Below are 17,716 nucleotides of genomic sequence, written 5' to 3' on the forward strand. Positions count from 1 at the left end.
CTCGTTCCCGACCTCAGATGTTCCGGAAGCGGTTGATGGCGTCGATGTGCTGGGCCCGCATCTCCTCGTCGCGGACGCCGAGCCCCTCCTGCGGGGCCAGCGCCAGCACGCCGACCTTGCCCTGGTGGAGGTTGCGGTGCACGTCGTAGGCGGCCTGGCCGGTGTCCTCCAGGCTGTACGTCCGCGACAGGGTCGGGTGGATCTTCCCCTTGGCCACGAGGCGGTTGGCCTCCCACGCCTCGCGGTAGTTCGCGAAGTGCGAGCCGACGATGCGCTTGAGCGACATCCACAGGTAGCGGTTGTCGTACTCGTGGGTGAAGCCCGAGGTCGAGGCGCAGGTGACGATCGTGCCGCCCTTGCGCGTGACGTACACCGAGGCGCCGAAGGTCTCGCGGCCCGGGTGCTCGAAGACGATGTCGACGTCCTCGCCGCCGGTCAGCTCGCGGATGCGCTTGCCAAGGCGCTTCCACTCCTTCGGGTCCTGGGTGTGCTCGTCCTTCCAGAACCGGTAGTCCTCGGCATTGCGGTCGATGATCGCCTCGGCGCCCATGCTGCGGCAGATCTCCGCCTTCTGCGGCGAGGACACCACGCAGATCGGGGTGGCGCCGCCGGCCAGCGCGAACTGGGTGGCGTAGGAACCGAGGCCGCCGCTGGCCCCCCAGATCAGGACGTTGTCGCCCTGCTTCATCCCGGCGCCGTTGCGGGAGACCAGCTGCCGGTAGGCGGTGGAGTTCACCAGGCCGGGGGCGGCTGCCTCCTCCCAGCTGAGGTGCTTCGGCTTGGGCATCAGCTGGTTGGACTTCACCAGGGCGATCTCGGCGAGGCCGCCGAAGTTGGTCTCGAAGCCCCAGATGCGCTGCTCGGGGTCGAGCATCGTGTCGTTGTGGCCGTCCGCGGACTCCAGTTCCACGGACAGGCAGTGCGCGACCACCTCGTCGCCGGGCCGCCAGGCGTTCACACCGGGGCCGGTGCGCAGGACCACGCCCGCCAGGTCGGAGCCGATGATGTGGTACGGCAGGTCGTGCCGCTTGGTGAGCGGGGAGAGCTTGCCGTACCGCTCCAGGAAGCCGAAGGTGGACATCGGCTCGAAGATCGAGGTCCACACCGAGTTGTAGTTGACCGAGCTGGCCATGACGGCCACCAGGGCCTCGCCCGGACCGAGCTCGGGCACGGGCACGTCGTCCACGTGCAGCGACTTGCGCGGGTCCTTCTCGCTGCTCTCCAGGCCCTCGAACATGCCGGCCTCGTCCTTGCGGACGGTGACGGCACGGTACGACTCGGGGAGCGGCAGGGCCGCGAAGTCCGCGGCCGTGCTTTCGGACGCCATGATTGCGTCGAGGATGTCCTTCACGGTGATGCCTCCGGCGAAGCGCGACGTAGGGACGCTTGAGGGAACGTCGGGGGTTGCGGTGGGTCGTGCCGTCGGTTCGGCGGTTGTGCTTTTTCCGTGACGGTCGCACGGATCGAGCAAGAGCGCTTGGTGGCGCGGTGGAGTGCCTGTGACGCAGGCGTCCGGGCCTTTGGGGACAGACGGCGTGCGAGGGTTCGCTGCACGCCGCCCGCCCGGACTGCTTTCACGGTATGGCACCGCGTGCCACTCGGCAAGACACTGGGTGCCAACAAATTTTCTCAAATGGCATCACGGCTGCACATCTGAGCGGGGTGTGGCTGTCCGGGACGGTGGTCGTGGCCGGGGTGGGGACATCCCACGGTCCCACCGGCCGGCCCGGGCGGCGAGTCGGGCGGCGGCCGGGCCGGAGCGCGGTGGAGGAGGGTGGCACGGGGTGCCACCCCCATGCCGTGCGCGGGTGCGCCGGGGTCAGGGACGGACGCGGCGCCTCCGGGGTCGCCCCCGGGAGCCGGGCGCAGCGCCTACGCGCCCTTCAGGGCCTTCTCGATGGTCCGCATGACCTCCGCGGGCGAGGCGTCGGTGCGTGCGACGGCCACGACCACCTCGCCCTGCCGGGAGGCGAGCACCGGGGTCGGGACGGGCCGGCGGCCGATGCCCGTGCCGAAGGTGGCCTTGATCACCTCGAAGGCGTGGTCGAGCTGCACCTCCACGTCGCCCTTGCCCCCGGCCCGCAGCCAGCGCCGCAGCACGTGGTTGTGGGCGGCGACCACCGCGGACGCCGCGACCTCCGCCAGCAGCGGGTCGTCGTCGCCGTCGTGCTGGGCGCTTTCGTCGAAGTGGCCCAGCAGGTAGCGCGTGAACAACCGCTCGTAACGGGCCACCGAGGCGATCTCGCGCTCGCGCAGGATCGGGATCTCCCGGGTCAGGCGGTAGCGCTCGACGGAGACCTCGGGCGCCTCCGCGTACATCCGCAATACCTCGGTGATGCCGCGGCAGACCGTGTCCAAGGGGTGCTCGTGGGGCTCCGCGGAGTCCAGCACCTGCCCGACGCGCACCAGGGTGTCGTCGTGATCGGGGAAGATCGCCTCTTCCTTGGAGCGGAAATGCCGGAAGAACGTCCGCCTGGCGACCCCGGCCGCCGCCGCGATCTCGTCCACGGTCGTCGCCTCGTAGCCCTGGCTCGCGAAGAGGTGCATTGCGGAGGCCGCCAGCTCCTGGCGTACGCGATGGCGCTGGGCGGTCGCGGAGGAGGTACGAGTGGGCTTCGCGGGCTGGGACATACCGCGAACGTACTGCATTCCCGCCGCCTCATGGGCAGGGCCCGGCTTCCGCAGCCTGTGGGGCGGCCCCAGCAGGCCGCCCCAGCCGTCCGCGGGCTCAGCGCCGGGCATACTCGCGGAAGCCGCGACCGGTCTTGCGGCCCAGGCAGCCCGCCGACACCAGGTGCTCCAGGAGCGGCGCCGGCGCCAGGCCGGGGTCGCGGAACTCCTTGTGCAGCACCTGTTCGATCGCCAGCGAGACGTCCAGGCCCACGACGTCCAGCAGCTCGAACGGGCCCATCGGGTAACCGCCCCCGAGCTTCATCGCGGCGTCGATGTCCTCCACCGTGGCGTAGTGCTCCTGGACCATCTTCACCGCGTTGTTCAGGTAGGGGAACAGCAGCGCGTTGACGATGAACCCGGCCCGGTCGCCGCAGTCCACGGCGTGCTTCCTGACCCTGCCGCAGACCTCGTGCGCCGTCGCGTGCACGTCGTCGGCGGTCAGGACGGTGCGGACCACCTCGACCAGCTTCATGGCCGGAGCGGGGTTGAAGAAGTGCATGCCGATGACGTCACCGGGACGCGACGTCGCGGTCGCGATGGCGACCACGGGCAGCGAGGAGGTGGTCGTGGCCAGGACCGCGCCCGGCCTGCAGACCTTGTCCAGGGTCGCGAAGAGCTGCTGCTTGACCGCCAGGTCCTCGGCGACGGCCTCGACGGCCAGGTCGACCTCCGCGAACGCGTCCAGCGAACCGGCCGCGGTCACCCGGGCCACGGCCTCGTCCCGCTGCTCCTGGGTGAGCCGGCCCTTGGCCGCCGACCGGTCCAGGGACTTGGTGAGCGCCGCCAGGGCGTTGTCCGCCTTCTCCTGGCCGCGGGCGGCCAGCACGACCTCGTAGCCCGCCTTCGCGAAGACCTCCGCGATACCGGTGGCCATGGTGCCCGAGCCCGCCACGCCGACGCGCCGCACGGGGCGGCCGGACGCGGCCCCGCCGCCGGCGGCGGGCGTCTCGGTGTCCGCCACGACCGTGGCGCTGCAGGGGGCCTCGTACGTGTAGAAGCCGCGACCGGTCTTGCGGCCCAGCAGGCCCGCCGCGGTGAGCTGCCCGAGGATCGGTGCCGGGGCGTGCAGACGGTCGTGGGAGGCCTGGTACATCGCCTCCAGCACGGTCTGGGCGGTGTCGATGCCGATCAGGTCCAGCAGCGCGAGCGGGCCCATGGGCAGACCGCAGCCGAGCCGCATCGCCGCGTCGATGTCCTCGCGGGTGGCGTAGCGCGACTCGTACATGGCGGCGGCCTGGTTGAGGTAGCCGAAGAGCAGCCCGTCCGCGATGAAGCCCGGACGGTCGCCGACCGCCACCGGCTCCTTGCCCAAGCCGCGGACGAGCGTGGTGACGCCCTCGGTGGCCTCCGGCGAGGTGAGCACCGTCGAGACCACCTCGACCAGCTTCATGGCCGGGGCCGGCGCGAAGAAGTGCAGTCCGAGGACGCGGTCGGGGCGCGAGGTGCGGGAGGCGAGCTCCGTCACCGACAAGGCGTTGGTGCCGGTCGCGATGATCGCGTCGGGCTTGACGACCGCGTCGAGCCCGCACAGGACCTCGCGCTTGATCTCGAAGTGCTCGGTGACGACCTCGATCACCAGGTCGGCGTCGGCCGCCGCCTGGAGGTCGGAGAAGGTGCGGAAGCGGGCCAGGACGCCGCCGCGCTCCGACTCCGTCATGCGCTCGCGCCGGACGGCGCGGGCGGTGGCGGACTCCAGGGAGCTGACGGCGCGACGCGCCGCGGCCTCGTCGGTCTCGATGCCGATCACCTCGTGACCGGCACGGGCCATGACCTCGGCGATGCCGGTGCCCATGGTGCCGAGGCCGACGACGGCGACAGTGCGGAAGGGACGTGGACGGTCCATCGCGGAACTCCAGTTGCTGAGGGTCCGCGCCGTGCGTCTTCGTGGCACAGGCGCGGGCGGGAGAGGAGTTGTGAGGAGCCGCGGGGTGCGTACGCGTGGGTGTGCGTGCCCGCGTGGAGAGGCTGGCGAGCCCTGTCCCGGGGCTGCGCCGCGATGGTGCCGAACCGACAACGGCGGCACACGGCGGCTGCGTCACCAAGCCGCGGTGTGCGTTGGTTAGAGGGTAACTGGCGAGTAACCAACGCGCCAGCCCCTCCGCCCATGTGATTTGTACACATGACAGATGAGCGGGCCACTAGGGTGAGCGCAGGCGAAAGGGGACGCTGTGGACGGTGCGGAGGACACGCGCTTCCCTGGGAGCCGTGCGGCGCGACGGGCCGGCGCCCTGTACCCGTCCGTACACTCCGGCGGCACCACCCTGGCCGCCCTGCGGGAGCGGGGCGAGCCGCGCCGTGTCCTCGGGCTGCTGGCCTTCGCCACCCCCGGGGACCGTGAGTCCCGCGACGCCTATGTACGGCGCATGGCGGCGTCCCGGGATGCCGCCGCCATGGTGCGGCCGTTCCTCGGCCCGGAGGAACGGGCACTGCTCGACGTGGCGGCGGGCCGGTCGCCCGGAGTCCCCGCCCTGCTCGGCGTCCTGCCCGGCGGCACGGAGGACGAGCGCCGCTACGCCCTGGAGGCGCTCGCGGCCGCAGGCGCCCCGGAGACCGCCGGGCCGCTCCTCGCGCTCCTCGCCGACGCCGCTGCGGAACCGGGCGCGCCCTCCTGGTACCCGGACCGGCTCGAGCGGACCGTCGCCCGCGTCGTCCACGGGGGTGAGCGCCCGCACTGGCGCCGGACACCGAGCCCGGCGGTGGCGCCGCCCGCGCCGGGAAGCGTGCCGCTGCTGCTGCGGTACGCCGCCCATCCCGTGCCCCGGGCCAGGGCACTCGCCCTGGATCTCCTGGGCCTCGCCGGGGACGCGGCCCACCTCGCCCTGTTCACGGCGGCCGCCCGGGACCCCGAGGCGGCCGTGCGGGAAGCGGCACTCGTGGCGCTCGGGAGGACGGACCATCACGATGCGCGGGACGCGCTCGCCGGTGTCCTGACCGAGCCGTCGCGCTCCCTGGGGGACCGGGAGATCGCCGCCGTCCTGCTCGGGCGGGCCGGCGACCGCCGGGCCTTCGAGACGCTCGTCCTGCTCCTGAACCACCGCGACGCCCTCCGCAACGTGACCGCGGCGGACACCCTCGCCCGGCTCGGGGACCCCCGTACCGCCCGTGCCGCCGCCGCGCTCGCGACCAACCGGCTGCGCATCACCTACGCCCTCGCCGCGATCCGCCTGCTCGGCCGCCTGGGCGCTCCGGAGTCGGTGCCGGCCCTGACGGCCACCCTGCAGTGGCTCCTGGACGAGGGGCGGCCCGGCCTCCAGGCCGCCCGCGGCTGTGCGGAGGAGCTCGGCCGGCTCGGGGACGTGCGAGCGGTGCCGCTGCTGGGCCGTGCCGCCGGGGTGCCGGCCCTGCGCGCCCCGGCCGTGGACGCCCTCGGCCGGATCGGCGGCGCGGCCGTGCTGGACGTGTTGCTGGCCGCGGCCGGTGACCCGGACGAGGAGGTGCGCAGCGCCGCCGCGCGCGGACTCGCCCGCTACCGGGACGAGCCCCGCGCCACCGCCGCGCTCGCCGGGCTGTGCGCGCCGCCCTACCCGCGGCGCGTCGTGCGGGCGCTGGCGTCTTCCGGCGACCCGGTCGCCGCGTCCGTGCTGGCCAGGGCGCGCAAGGAGGCGCCCAGTGCCGCGACGCGGAGGCTGGCGGGACGCCTCAGTCCAGGTCCGCGGCGTAACGGAGCTCCTTGAGGGGCACCTCGTTGTACATCTCGATCTGGTCGGTGCCGTCCGGTCCGAAGCCGGCCCGGACGTAGAAGTGCCGCGCGGGCGCGTTGTCGGCCAGCACCCACAGCCGCAGCCGCCGGAAGCCGCGTTCGGTTGCCCGCGTCCGGACGGCGTCCATGAGGGCGCGTCCGACGCCTTGGCCGATGCGGTCCGGACGCACATAGATGGCGTACAACTCGCCGACCTCGCCGCCGTCCTGTTCGCCGCGGTACGGGCCGAGTGCCGCCCATCCCGTGAGTTCGGCGCCGTCGGACGCGACAAGGTTGTCGACCCGGCCGCTGCCCGCGTCGAACCACCCCCGGCGCGTTTCCGCGTCCGCCGCGGCGTCCATGGCGTCCAGGTAGGGCTGCGGGACGATCCCCGCGTACGCCGCCCGCCAGCCGCTGACGCGGATCGCGCACACGGCGTCGATGTCTTCGCGTACCATCGCCCGTATATCGGTCATGCACCGGACGCTATGCGCACGAGTGCGGCGCAGGCCAGGGGCTTTTTTCAGAGCAGCGTCAATTGCGTCGGCTCCGGTACCGGTTCCTGGGCGGCCGTCTCGTCGGCGGGCAGCGCGGGCACGGACCGCAGACGCCGGGCGGCCGTCGGACGCGAGGGGCCTATGCCGAACTCGTCGGCGAATTCGTGCACCTGGCGCGTGATCCGCCGCTGGTACCAGGTCGGGGCGTAGGCACCGCTCTCGTACAGCGCTTTGTAGCGGGAGATCAGACGGGGGTGGTGCACCGACAGCCACGCCATGTACCACTCGCGGGCGCCGGGGCGCAGATGCAGGACGAGCGGGGTGACCGAGGTGGCGCCGGCCTGTGCGATGGCGCGGACGGTCTCCCGCAACTGCTCCGGCGAGTCGCTGAGGTAGGGGAGCACGGGTGCCATCAGGACGCCGCAGGGGATGCCGTGGTCATTGAGCGTCCGGCAGACGTCCAGCCGCCGCGCGGGCGCCGGGGTGCCCGGCTCCACGGTGTTCCACAGCTTCCGGTCCAGGAAGCCGACGGAGACGGCGGTGGAGACCTCCGTGACACGCGACGCCTGGACCAGCAGGTCGAGGTCGCGCAGGATCAGCGACCCCTTGGTCAGGATCGAGAACGGATTGGCGTGGTCGCGGAGCGCCGCCAGGATGCCCGGCATCAGCCGGTACCGTCCCTCGGCGCGCTGGTAGCAGTCGACGTTCGTGCCCATGGCGATGTGCTCGCCCTGCCAGCGCGGTGCGGCCAGTTCGCGGCGCAGCAGCTCCGGCGCGTTGACCTTGACGACGATCTGCGAGTCGAAGTCCAGGCCGGAGTCCAGGTCCAAATAGCTGTGTGTCTTGCGGGCGAAGCAGTACACGCAGGCGTGGCTGCACCCTCTGTAGGGGTTGATCGTCCACTCGAACGGCATCCGGGACGCTCCCGGCACCCGGTTGACGATGCTGCGGGCACGCACCTCGTGGAACGTGATGCCGCGGAACTCGGGCGTGTCGAACGTGCGGGTCACGGCGTCCATGCCGAAGAGCGCGGGCGTGGTCGCCGCCGTGTCGCGGCTCAGGTTGTCCCACCTCATGCCGCCTCCTTTTGTTGCTCTGCTCAGAGAATAGAACACCTGAGCGAAAAACGTCGAGAGGTATCCGAGGGAGGTGTCGCCGGCGGCTCCTGTGACGTCGGGCGGGGGACGCCGGAGGACCCGGGGGAGTCCCGGCCCGGGCAGCGCCGGTCCGCGTCATCAGGGGCGCGCCGCGCCCCGCGAGCGCGGTCTCCTATTCGTGGACGGTCTTGCCGGTCGCCCCGGAGCCCGTCCGTCGGGCCGGCTGCCCGGCGCTCCAGCTGGCGAGCAGCTTCCAGGCGTCCTGGGAGACCGGGTCCTGGGCCGGCAGGTACAGGAAGACGGTCTGGTCGGTCTCGCCCGGCATGGTGAAGGCCTGATAGTCCACGGTCAGGTCGCCGACGACGGGGTGGTGGTGGCGTTTGTGCCCGTGAGTGCGGTCGTAGACCTTGTGGTCGGCCCACCAGCAGCGGAAGTGCCGGCTCTTCATGGCCAGTTCGCCGACCAGTTCGGCGGTGCGGGTGTCCTCGGGGTGGCGGCCGGCGTCGAGCCGCAGGATGGCGGTCATCTCCTCGGCGACCTGCTCCCAGTCCGGGTACAGGGAGCGGGCCGCCTCGTCGAGGAGGATCCAGCGGGTGAGGTTGCGCTCCCGCGCGGGCAGCGCGTCGAAGTCCGTGATCAGCGCGCGGGCCAGGTGATTGCTGGCCAGTACGTCGGTGCGGCGCCCGAGGATGAAGCCGGCCTGGTCGGTGAAGGAGTCCAGGAACCGCCTGACCCCGGGCCGGACGCGCTGCACGGCCGGTGCCTTGCGGCGGGCCGTGCCGGGCTTGGGCCCGGCGAGGTCGAACAGGTGGGCGCGTTCCGCGGCGTCCAGGCGCAGGGCGGCGGCCACCGCCTCCAGTACCCCCGCCGAGGGGCTGATCTGCCGTCCCTGCTCCAGGCGGGTGTAGTAGTCGGTGCTCACCCCGGCCAGCAGGGCGACCTCCTCGCGGCGCAGCCCCGGCACCCGCCGGTACGCCCCTCGCTCGGGCAGCCCCGCCGACTCGGGGGTGATGCGGGCGCGGGAACGGCGCAGGAATTCGCTGAGCTCGACGTTTCTGGCCACGTCTCCATTCTGCGCCGGGGCGCCCGTGCGGGGGACCGGGGAAAGGGGGCCGCCGAGTCCTACGCATCGGCTTCCCCGGCAGGCCAGGGCCGGAAAGCGGCCTCCGCGGGGCGGAGACCGCGTGGTGTCCTGGACGGCGAGGGCCCACCGGGCCGGCGCCGGGGTCCACTGCCGCGCCGGACGACGGTCGAGGGCCACGGCAGCCGGGGCCGGGTCACCCGACCCACGCTCACCGAACGCATCGGAATCAGCCCATCAGGAGATCCCCCACATGACCAGCACCACCGCCTATGCCGCGCACGCCCCCAAGGCTCCGCTGGAGCGCACCACCATCGAGCGCCGTGCGGTCGGCGAGTTCGACGTCCTGATCGACATCAAGTACGCCGGCATCTGCCACTCCGACATCCACCAGGTCCGCGAGGGGTGGGGCGAGGCGATCTTCCCCATGGTCCCCGGCCACGAGATCGCGGGAGTGGTCCGCGAAGCCGGCGCGGGTGTCACGAAGTTCCGGGCCGGCGACCGGGTGGGCGTCGGCTGCATGGTCGACTCCTGCCGCACCTGTGCCAACTGCGAGGCCGGGCTGGAGCAGTACTGCACGGGCAGCGGCGGCAAGGTCGAGACGTACAACGACACCGGCAAGGACGGCCGGCCCACCTACGGCGGTTACTCCCGGACGATGGTCGTCGACGAGAACTACGTGGTGCGCATCCCCGACGGCCTCTCCCTGGACGTCGCCGCGCCGCTGCTCTGCGCCGGCATCACCACCTACTCGCCGCTGCGGCACTGGGGTGCGGGCCCGGGCAAGAAGGTGGCGATCGTGGGCATGGGCGGCCTCGGTCACCTGGCCGTCAAGATCGCCGACGCGCTCGGCGCCGAAGTGACGGTGCTCTCGCAGTCACTGCGCAAGAGGGAGGACGGGCTGCGGATGGGCGCCGAGCACTACCGCGCCACGAGTGACCCGAAGACCTTCGAGGAACTGGACGGCACCTTCGACGTCGTGCTCTCCACCGTCTCGGCGGCGCTCGACTACAGCGCGTACATGTCCCTGCTGAAGACCGACGGCGCCCTGGTCAACGTCGGGCTCCCGGAGGAGCCGATCGCCCTCGACCTCTTCTCCGTCGTCACCGGCCGCAAGAGCGTCGCAGGCTCCAACATCGGCGGCATCGCCGAGACGCAGGAGATGCTGGACTTCTGCGCCGGGCACGGCATCGGCGCGGAGATCGAGTTGATCCGTGCCGACGAGATCAACGAGGCGTACGAGCGGGTCCTCGACAGCGACGTGCGCTACCGCTTCGTCATCGACGCGGCCACGATCTGACACGAGCGCGGTTCACGCGGCGCCGCGTACCTCAGCCCGCCGTGCCCCGGGCGAGGAGGGCGAGGTAGCGGCGGGCGAACAGATACGCGTCGCCCGGCCATCGGGCGGACAGGTAGCGGCCGTCCTCGACGACGAACGCGTGGGTGTCGTCGTCCGCGGTTCCCCGCCGGGTCAGCACGCGGGGTCCCCGCTCGAACTGCGACGCCGGGTCGGCGAGCGCGCCGCGCACCTCGTCCTCCACGTACGCCGGATAGGTGCGGTAGTACCGGCCGAGCCGCCAGGCGGTCGTCCAATAGGCGGTGCGCTCCATGTACTTGGGCAGGCAGGTGGTGCGGCGGTCGGCGAGGAGGCCCCGGCCCGTGGCGGGATCCCGCGTGCGGGCCAGGACGAGTACTCCGTGGCAGATCGCGCCGACCGGCCGGTCCAGCGCCCAGAACCGGGCCACTTGCTCACGCAGTACGGCCGAGTCGAGGTACTGGCGCATTCCCGGCGCGTGCCCGCCGGGCAGCAGCAGCCCGTCGAACGCCGTGACGTCCGTGTCCTCCCAGCCCACCGGGTGCTCGAACGCGGCGCTGCGGGTGAGCCGTTCGTACCGGTGCCTGGCCTCCGCGGCGGCGCCGAGCCGGCCGAACACCACCCCGTCCAGCAGCCGCGGGTCGGCCGCGGGCCGGGTGCCGGGCCGTTCGGTGGCGAGCACGACCTCGTGACCCGCCTCGGTGAGCACGTGCCACGGCACGGCGACCTCGGTCACGTCGAAGTCCCGGTCCGGGACCGGCATCCACACGCGCATGCGGGCATCATGCCAGGACTGCGCGCGTTCATGACACCGACGCGAACGGCTCCCGGGCACCGCCGCACCCGAACGGAACGTCAGCGTGTGGCGTGGATCGGGCCGACGGAAAGGGCGTGGACGCCACGGCCGCTGCATTCGTCGGCCTTCCACGGAACGTCGATCTGGTCCTTGGAGTCGGGCGGGAAGACGCCGATGAAGGACACGCTCTTCAGCGCGCACTCGGCGTCGGAGTAGCCGCTCTGTCCGTTGGGTGCCTGAACGTCCGCGGCGGCGTGGGCGTTCGGGATGAGGGTCACGGTGGAGGCGGTCCCGCCGGCGCGGTCGGCCGCGTTGCCGATCTGGGCACCGTCACGGCCGTGGAAGGACACCCCGGGGAAGCCGCTGAGGCTGCACGGGGCGTCGCCGGTGTTCTGGAAGACCAGCTGGAAGTGGGTCGTGCCGGCGCCACTGTCGACGTTCTCGGCGGAGACCCGCAGGTCGGCGGAGGCGCATCGCTGGGGTCCGCCGTCCCGGCCCGAGCCGGACCCCGAGTCCGGGGCCGTGCCCTGTCCGCCGGTGCGGCCGCCCTCCGGCGAGGCGTCGCCCCGCGAGGTACCGGAGTCGTTCGAGGTACCGGAGTCGCCCGAGCCGGCCGAACCGCCCGAGGCCTTGGAGCCGGCTGAGGCCACCGTCGAGGACGGGGCCGAGGCGGCACCGGAGGTCCCGCCGCCGTCCGCGCCGCACGCGGTCAGGGTCAGACCGGCGAGTGCCAGAGCGAGCACGGGGACGGCACGGCGGGCGGTGGTGTTCTTCACGGGAAGCTCCTGTTCCTGAAGGGGTCACGGGGTGTTCCCCCGTCGTGATCACCACTCTGGTCGGCGAATCCGCTCGCACACCAGCCCTGCCGAGCCCCCGTTACCCCGTCACAGACGAGCGGTTACCGATCGGCGACACATGGAACAATGCCGTGCTGAAATCCCGACGACTTCCTGACCGGAAGTCCGAGGAGGCCATTTCGGGTGCGGCGGCCGCCGGACCACCGGACGGAACGCCTGCACACGCCATCGGAATCCAGGAAATGGAATATCGGGGACAGGTTCATGGAATCCCGGCGCCAATGTCCGTCGGCTGAGCCGGTGAGCCGGGCACGACACCCGTGATACCCGTGACGTGGGGAGGGCCGCCGCGGCCGGAACGCCGCCGGCCGTGTCGACGAAGCTGCCGGTTTCCTGTGCGGTGCGTGCTGTCGCGCGGCCGGCCCCGCCGGAAGGCGGTGCCGTCCGGTGATTCTCGGGCTCTTTCCCGTCGTGTTGTGCCCGTCGTGTCGTGCGCGGCATGGAACATCCACGCCGCATCCTCTCTGCGAATGACCGCGGGTGCCGCAACCCGTCGGCGGCCTCGGACGGTTGGACGAGCGATCGCAAAGTCTCGCCGATTGAATTTCCGTGCCGAGTTCGAGTGTGGTGATGTTCAATTCTCGGACTCCGGGGAGGCATGCGACGTACGTCGTCCCTTCCCGCCGCCTTCCTACTCTCCGGCCCATGAAGAGATCAGTTGTGAGTGGTGTTGCCGCGGTCGCCGCTTCCCTGACGCTGGTTGTGGCCGCTGCCGCACTCGGCGGGGGTCTCCCGTCGGCTGACATCGGCCTGGCCGCCGGCCGCGGTTCGGACGGCGCGTCGTACATCTTCGGAGGCCCCGGCAAGGCCGGGAGCACGCCAGCCGCCCGTGCCCACCGGGATCTGCTCGACCACGGAACCGACGCGAAGATCCTCACCACTGCGCACCGGGGCCAGTGGCGAGAGGCCCCCGAGAACTCGCTGGCGGCCTTCAAGGCGGCCTACGACCACGGCGCGGAGATCATCGAGACCGACATCCAGCTCACGAAGGACGGCGTCCCCGTCCTGATGCACGACACCACCGTCGACCGCACCACCAACGGCCGCGGAGCGGTGGCCGACATGACCCTCGCCCAGATCGAGCAGCTCCGCCTGCGCGAGGGACTCGGCGGCGGCCAGGCGGCGGTCACCGACCAGCAGGTGCCGACGCTGGAGGAGGCGATGCGACTCGCCAGGGACCGGGGGCTGATCAACCTGGACAAGGGATGGCCGTTCCGGGAGCAGGTCTGGCAGGTGCTCACCCGCACCGGTACCGTCCGCAACGGCCTCTACAAGAGTGACGCCCTGGTGCCGGAGGTGCGGGACTTCCTCGCCACCCACAAGGGCGCCCTCTACATGCACATGATCACGGACGACAACCTGGGGGCCGTTGCCGCGTTCGGCGACGACCAGCCGGTGGCCTACGAGGTGAACTACGACAGCGTCCAGGACGCCGTCGCCCGCAAGCCGTTCCTCGACGCCGTGGCCCGGCACAGCCGCGTCTTCAACAACACCATGTGGAACGGCCTGTCCGACCACATGACCGACGAGGCGTCGCTGACCGACCCGCTGCGGGGCTGGGATGCCCTGGCGCGCAGCTTCGACACCACGATCTTCCAGACGGACGACGTGGAGAAGTTCGAGTCCTGGCTCCGCACCGGCGAGGGCGACCCCCTGCCGCACGGCGGCGTACGGGTCCAGGCCGAGGACTTCCTCCCCGGCGAGGACAAGGGCTACCACGACAACGACGGCGGCAACAACGGCGGGTTGAAGACGCGGCCCGGCGAGGACGTCGACATCGAGGACGCCGACGGCAACGTCCGGGTCGGCTGGATGCGCGGCGGCGAGTGGCTGACCTATGACGTGGACGTCCCGCGGACCGCGACGTACGCGCTCTCCGTCCGTGCGTCCTCGCCGTACTCGCCCGCGGGCACCTACACGGTCTCGTTCGACGGCGGTGCCGAGAGCCCGCGGGTCGACATCCACAACACCACGAGCCACAGCAAGGAGGTCCTGCAGCCCAGCGGTGTGCGGCAGCGGCTCACCGCCGGCCACCACACCCTCCGGATCAGCCTTCCCCAGGACGCCTACCAGAACTGGAACCTCGACTACCTCCAGCTCGCCCCGGTCCGCCGCTGAAAGACTCCCGGCCGGCCCCCGTCCGGGGCCCGCCGGGACCCGGCCCCCCGAGCGCCCCGGTGGGGGCCGCCGATTTCGCGGGGGCCCGCCCGTGGTGATTGGCTTGCCGTCGACGGCACACGGATCACGGCAAGGCACCGGAGGACGGCGATGGCACAGGTCGAGGCCACCACCCAGCGCGAGATCGCGGCGAGCCCGGAGAGCGTCTTCGCGGCGCTCGCCGACTACGCGGGGACCCGGCAGCGGCTGCTGCCCGAGCAGTACAGCGAGTACGAGGTCCGGGAGGGCGGGAGCGGCGCCGGCACCCTGGTGCACTGGAAGCTCCAGGCGACGGAGAAGCGCATCCGCGACTGCCTGTTCGCGGTCACCGAGCCCACCCCGGGGCAGCTCGTGGAGACCGACCGCAACTCCTCCATGGTGACCACCTGGACCGTCACCCCGGCGGGCGAGGGCCGCGCCAAGGCCGTGGTCAGCACCACCTGGACCGGCGCGGGCGGCATCGGCGGCTTCTTCGAGCGCACCTTCGCACCCAAGGGCCTCAACCGCATCCAGGACGCCGTGCTCGCACGCCTGGCCGCCGAGACCGAGAAGCAGTAGCGAGCGGGAGCGAACCGCTCGGCCGTGTCGGCGCCGTCGCGCTCAGCGCGCGCCGGCGCCGTCGCGGATACCGGGCCGGTAACCCAGACAGCGGGAGGCCTCCGCGGCGGCCTCGACGACACAAGGGGCGAGCCTTCCCACGTCGGCCGGAGTGAGCCGCCGCGTCGGCGCGCCGATGCCGAGGGCGGCCACCACCTCTCCGGTGCTGCCGAACACGGGAGGGCTGATCGAGGCGCCCGGGGCACGCTCAGGACATGCACCGTCGGCGTCTCGGTGGCCTCCGTCGTCGCCGCCCTGCTGCTTCCGTTGAGCCTGTCCCTGAGACGCGGTCCGCGCCCCGCGACCCGCACCCCGGCATGGGCACGGACCTGCGAGCACGTCACTTGAACGGGTGGTTCCGGCCGCCCACGGCGCATCCCCGGGCCTCTTGGTCGTTGTCGAAAGGTCAGGCGCGACGAGGGGAGTGGACACGGCGATGGGCAGCACCATGGCGACGACGCCGGTCGAGCAGAGCGGACCCCTCGCCGACGAGTCCGGCGCCGGAGCGGGCGCGGGCGCGGACGACGGCGCGTCCTTCGGCCACGCGATCCCCGCCGCCGACCTCACACCCCGCAGGGTGCGGCTGGTCTTCCTCGGCCTCATGCTGACCCTGCTGCTCGCGGCACTCGACCAGATGATCGTGGCGACCGCACTGCCCAAGATCGTCGGGGAACTGCACGGGCTGGACCGGATGTCGTGGGCCGTGACGGCCTATCTGCTCGCGTCGACCATCGGACTGCCGCTCTACGGCAAGTTGGGCGACCTCTTCGGGCGCAAGATCGTCTTCCAGTTCGCCATCGTCGTCTTCGTCGTCGGCTCCGCGCTGGCCGGCTGGTCGCGCACCATGAACGAGCTCATCGCCTTCCGCGCCGTCCAGGGCATCGGCGGCGGCGGCCTGATGATCGGCGTGCAGGCGATCATCGCGGACATCGTCCCGCCGCGGCAGCGCGGCCGCTACATGGGCCTGATCGGCGCGGCGTTCGGTCTGGCCTCGGTGGCGGGACCGCTGCTCGGCGGCTTCTTCACCGACCACGCCTCATGGCGCTGGTGCTTCTACATCAACGTGCCCTTCGGCCTGCTGACCCTCGCCGTGATCGCCGTCGTGCTGCGGCTGCCGCGGCCCGCGGTGCGGCCGAGACTGGACGTGCTGGGGGCGCTGCTGCTGGCCGCCGGTTCCACCTGCGCCGTGCTGCTGACGAGTTGGGGCGGCACGACCTACGCGTGGGACTCGGACGTGGTGATCGGGCTGGGTGCCGGGGCGGCGTGCTGCGCGGTGCTCTTCGTGGTGGTGGAACGGTTCGCCGTGGAACCGGTCATCCCCCTGCGGCTGTTCCGCGACGGGATCTTCACCGTGTCGGCGCTCATCGGCGCCGTGACCGGCGTAGGGCTGTTCGGCGCGGCCAGCTACCTGCCCACCTTCCTGCAGATGGTGAACGGGGTCAGCGCGACCGAGTCCGGACTGCTGATGCTCCCCATGATGCTGGGCGTCGTGCTGGCCTCGGTCGTCTCCGGCCAGCTCATCAGCCGCACCGGCCGCTACAAGGTCTTCCCCCTGCTCGGCGGGGCGCTGTCGGTGCTCGGCATGTGGCTGCTGTCGCGGCTGGACATCGACACCCCGCGTGCCGAGTACAGCGTCTACATGGCGGTACTGGGACTCGGCATCGGCCTGGTGCTGCCCGTGCTGATCCTGGCCGTGCAGAACTCGGTGCGGCCCACCGACCTGGGCGCGGCCACCAGCGCCAACAACTACTTCCGGCAGATCGGGGGTTCGGTCGGCGCCGCCGTCTTCGGCACCCTTTTCGCCAACCGCCTCGCGGACCGGCTGGCCGCGGGCCTGCCGCGCGGCGCCGAGTTGCCGGACCCGCAGTCGATCACGCCGCAGATGGTGCACGCGATGCCGGCCGCATTGCGCGACGCCTATGTGCAGGCGTACGCCACCGCGATGCCGCGCATCTTCCTCTACCTGGTGCCCGTCCTCGCGATCGGATTCCTGCTCGCCTTCCTCCTGAAAGAGAAACCCCTGGTGACCCAGCACGTCCCCACCGCCCGCAAGTCCGATCTCGCCGGTGTCCCGGTGTGCGGCACGGTCCAGCACGCCGACGGCAGCACCGTGGGGCGTGCGGCGCTCACCCTCATCGACGTGACCGGACGTCAGGTCGGCCGGGGTGCCACGGGCGACGACGGGCGGTACGCGCTGAGCACGCCGGGCGGCGGCAGCTACGTGCTGATCGCGGCGGCCGGGGGACACCAGCCGCAGGCCGTGAGCGTCACCGTGGGCGAACGCCCCGTGGAACTGGACGTCGTGCTCGGTGGGGCCGGCCGGCTCGCCGGGATCGTGCACACCGCCGACGGCACCCCGGTGCGCGAGGCGACGGTGACGCTCACCGACGCCGGCGGCGACGTCGTGGCCGGCGCGCGGACCGGCCGCGACGGCGACTACACCCTCACCGACCTGATCGCCGGGGAGTACACGCTCGCCGCCAACGCCCCCGCCTACCGGCCCGCGGCCCTCCCGGTCTCCGTCCAGGCCGCCAGGGAGACCCGGCAGGACGTCGAACTGGCCGGCGGCGCCATGCTGCGCGGCACCGTGCGCGCCCCGGGCGGGCGGCCGGTGGAGGACGCGCGGGTCACGCTGCTGGACGCCGCGGGCAATGTCGTGGACACCGCCACCACCGGAGCCGACGGCACCTTCCGCTTCGTGGACCTGGCCGCGGGCGAGTACACGGTGATCGCTTCCGGCTATCCGCCGGTGGCCACCGTCCTCCGTCTGACCGGCGGCGGACGCACCGAACGCGACGTGCTGCTCGGCTACGAGGACTGACGCAGCGGCTTCTTCGTCAGTGACGTTCTGTCAATTTCACATTGGAGTACGCAAGTTTGCCGCAATGACGCGCGCGGCAGCCGGTGACGGTCGTACCGTGGTGGTGGAGCCGCAGATCTTGTGCGGGGCGCCGACCACGCCCGGCC

The 17,716-nt window shown here is 72.2% G+C and carries 14 protein-coding genes and 1 pseudogene; 6 read left to right on the top strand and 9 right to left on the bottom strand.

Annotation, left to right across the window (positions count from 1 at the left end):
• Positions 1-13: 13 nt before the first annotated feature.
• The 3 genes from ccrA to PV364_RS35140 form a co-directional block, all read right to left on the bottom strand.
• Positions 14-1,351, bottom strand: coding sequence for a crotonyl-CoA carboxylase/reductase (ccrA, locus tag PV364_RS35130; RefSeq protein ID WP_319664791.1), 1,338 nt, complete (start codon positions 1,349-1,351; stop codon positions 14-16).
• A 521-nt stretch (positions 1,352-1,872) separates the two neighbouring features.
• Positions 1,873-2,631, bottom strand: coding sequence for a TetR/AcrR family transcriptional regulator (locus tag PV364_RS35135; RefSeq protein WP_401978486.1), 759 nt, complete (start codon positions 2,629-2,631; stop codon positions 1,873-1,875).
• A 97-nt stretch (positions 2,632-2,728) separates the two neighbouring features.
• Positions 2,729-4,516, bottom strand: coding sequence for a 3-hydroxybutyryl-CoA dehydrogenase (locus PV364_RS35140; protein WP_319664794.1), 1,788 nt, complete (start codon positions 4,514-4,516; stop codon positions 2,729-2,731).
• 547 nt (positions 4,517-5,063) lie between these two features.
• On the opposite strand from PV364_RS35140, the pseudogene PV364_RS35145 reads away from it, so the two are divergent.
• Positions 5,064-6,146, top strand: a pseudogene (locus PV364_RS35145) (HEAT repeat domain-containing protein); the annotation flags it as partial.
• 166 nt (positions 6,147-6,312) lie between these two features.
• Here PV364_RS35145 and PV364_RS35150 read toward each other — a convergent pair.
• The 3 genes from PV364_RS35150 to PV364_RS35160 form a co-directional block, all read right to left on the bottom strand.
• Positions 6,313-6,828, bottom strand: a complete 516-nt coding sequence (locus PV364_RS35150; protein WP_319664796.1) for a GNAT family N-acetyltransferase — start codon at positions 6,826-6,828, stop codon at positions 6,313-6,315.
• A gap of 47 nt (positions 6,829-6,875) precedes the next feature.
• Positions 6,876-7,925, bottom strand: a complete 1,050-nt coding sequence (locus PV364_RS35155) for an Rv2578c family radical SAM protein (RefSeq protein ID WP_319664798.1) — start codon at positions 7,923-7,925, stop codon at positions 6,876-6,878.
• Between the two features lie 193 nt (positions 7,926-8,118).
• Positions 8,119-9,009: a helix-turn-helix transcriptional regulator gene (locus PV364_RS35160; RefSeq protein WP_319664800.1), complete on the bottom strand. Its 891-nt coding sequence runs from the start codon at positions 9,007-9,009 to the stop codon at positions 8,119-8,121.
• Between the two features lie 271 nt (positions 9,010-9,280).
• Here PV364_RS35160 and PV364_RS35165 point away from each other — a divergent pair, with 271 nt between their 5' ends.
• On the top strand, positions 9,281-10,327 hold the full coding sequence (locus PV364_RS35165) for an NAD(P)-dependent alcohol dehydrogenase (RefSeq protein ID WP_319664801.1): 1,047 nt from the start codon (positions 9,281-9,283) through the stop codon (positions 10,325-10,327).
• 31 nt (positions 10,328-10,358) lie between these two features.
• Here the strand turns inward: PV364_RS35165 and PV364_RS35170 are convergent, their stop codons facing one another.
• Together PV364_RS35170 and PV364_RS35175 are read right to left on the bottom strand one after the other, a co-directional pair.
• Entirely contained in the window at positions 10,359-11,117 is a 759-nt protein-coding gene (locus PV364_RS35170; RefSeq protein ID WP_319664803.1) for a type 1 glutamine amidotransferase domain-containing protein, read from the bottom strand.
• An 80-nt stretch (positions 11,118-11,197) separates the two neighbouring features.
• Complete coding sequence (locus tag PV364_RS35175; protein ID WP_319664805.1) at positions 11,198-11,914, bottom strand: DUF4232 domain-containing protein; 717 nt, start codon at positions 11,912-11,914, stop codon at positions 11,198-11,200.
• A gap of 44 nt (positions 11,915-11,958) precedes the next feature.
• Between PV364_RS35175 and PV364_RS35180 the strand changes: the two genes are divergently transcribed.
• The 3 genes from PV364_RS35180 to PV364_RS35190 all read left to right on the top strand — a co-directional run bounded on the left by PV364_RS35180 (position 11,959) and on the right by PV364_RS35190 (position 14,710).
• Positions 11,959-12,231, top strand: coding sequence for a hypothetical protein (locus PV364_RS35180; RefSeq protein WP_319664807.1), 273 nt, complete (start codon positions 11,959-11,961; stop codon positions 12,229-12,231).
• Between the two features lie 409 nt (positions 12,232-12,640).
• Complete coding sequence (locus PV364_RS35185; RefSeq protein ID WP_319664808.1) at positions 12,641-14,113, top strand: glycerophosphodiester phosphodiesterase family protein; 1,473 nt, start codon at positions 12,641-12,643, stop codon at positions 14,111-14,113.
• Between the two features lie 150 nt (positions 14,114-14,263).
• Entirely contained in the window at positions 14,264-14,710 is a 447-nt protein-coding gene (locus tag PV364_RS35190; protein WP_319664810.1) for an SRPBCC family protein, read from the top strand.
• A gap of 42 nt (positions 14,711-14,752) precedes the next feature.
• Here the strand turns inward: PV364_RS35190 and PV364_RS35195 are convergent, their stop codons facing one another.
• The gene (locus PV364_RS35195; protein ID WP_319664812.1) at positions 14,753-15,199 is read right to left on the bottom strand and encodes an IclR family transcriptional regulator domain-containing protein; all 447 of its coding nucleotides are present in this window, start codon (positions 15,197-15,199) and stop codon (positions 14,753-14,755) included.
• Here PV364_RS35195 and PV364_RS35200 point away from each other — a divergent pair.
• Positions 15,186-17,570, top strand: coding sequence for an MFS transporter (locus tag PV364_RS35200; RefSeq protein ID WP_319664814.1), 2,385 nt, complete (start codon positions 15,186-15,188; stop codon positions 17,568-17,570). The two genes, PV364_RS35195 and PV364_RS35200, sit on opposite strands and share 14 nt — an antisense overlap.
• Positions 17,571-17,716 lie beyond the last annotated feature (146 nt).

Source organism: Streptomyces sp. MI02-7b (genome assembly GCF_033793585.1).
Classification (GTDB): Bacteria; Actinomycetota; Actinomycetes; order Streptomycetales; family Streptomycetaceae; genus Actinacidiphila.

Coding starts and splice junctions, on each gene's coding strand:
- PV364_RS35155 (WP_319664798.1), bottom strand. CDS start 7,925: ATGAGGTGGGACAACCTGAGCCGCGACACGGCGGCGACCACGCCCGCG.
- PV364_RS35165 (WP_319664801.1), top strand. CDS start 9,281: ATGACCAGCACCACCGCCTATGCCGCGCACGCCCCCAAGGCTCCGCTG.
- PV364_RS35190 (WP_319664810.1), top strand. CDS start 14,264: ATGGCACAGGTCGAGGCCACCACCCAGCGCGAGATCGCGGCGAGCCCG.
- PV364_RS35170 (WP_319664803.1), bottom strand. CDS start 11,117: ATGCGCGTGTGGATGCCGGTCCCGGACCGGGACTTCGACGTGACCGAG.
- PV364_RS35135 (WP_401978486.1), bottom strand. CDS start 2,631: ATGTCCCAGCCCGCGAAGCCCACTCGTACCTCCTCCGCGACCGCCCAG.
- PV364_RS35195 (WP_319664812.1), bottom strand. CDS start 15,199: ATGGTGCTGCCCATCGCCGTGTCCACTCCCCTCGTCGCGCCTGACCTT.
- PV364_RS35185 (WP_319664808.1), top strand. CDS start 12,641: ATGAAGAGATCAGTTGTGAGTGGTGTTGCCGCGGTCGCCGCTTCCCTG.
- PV364_RS35150 (WP_319664796.1), bottom strand. CDS start 6,828: ATGACCGATATACGGGCGATGGTACGCGAAGACATCGACGCCGTGTGC.
- PV364_RS35200 (WP_319664814.1), top strand. CDS start 15,186: ATGGGCAGCACCATGGCGACGACGCCGGTCGAGCAGAGCGGACCCCTC.
- PV364_RS35140 (WP_319664794.1), bottom strand. CDS start 4,516: ATGGACCGTCCACGTCCCTTCCGCACTGTCGCCGTCGTCGGCCTCGGC.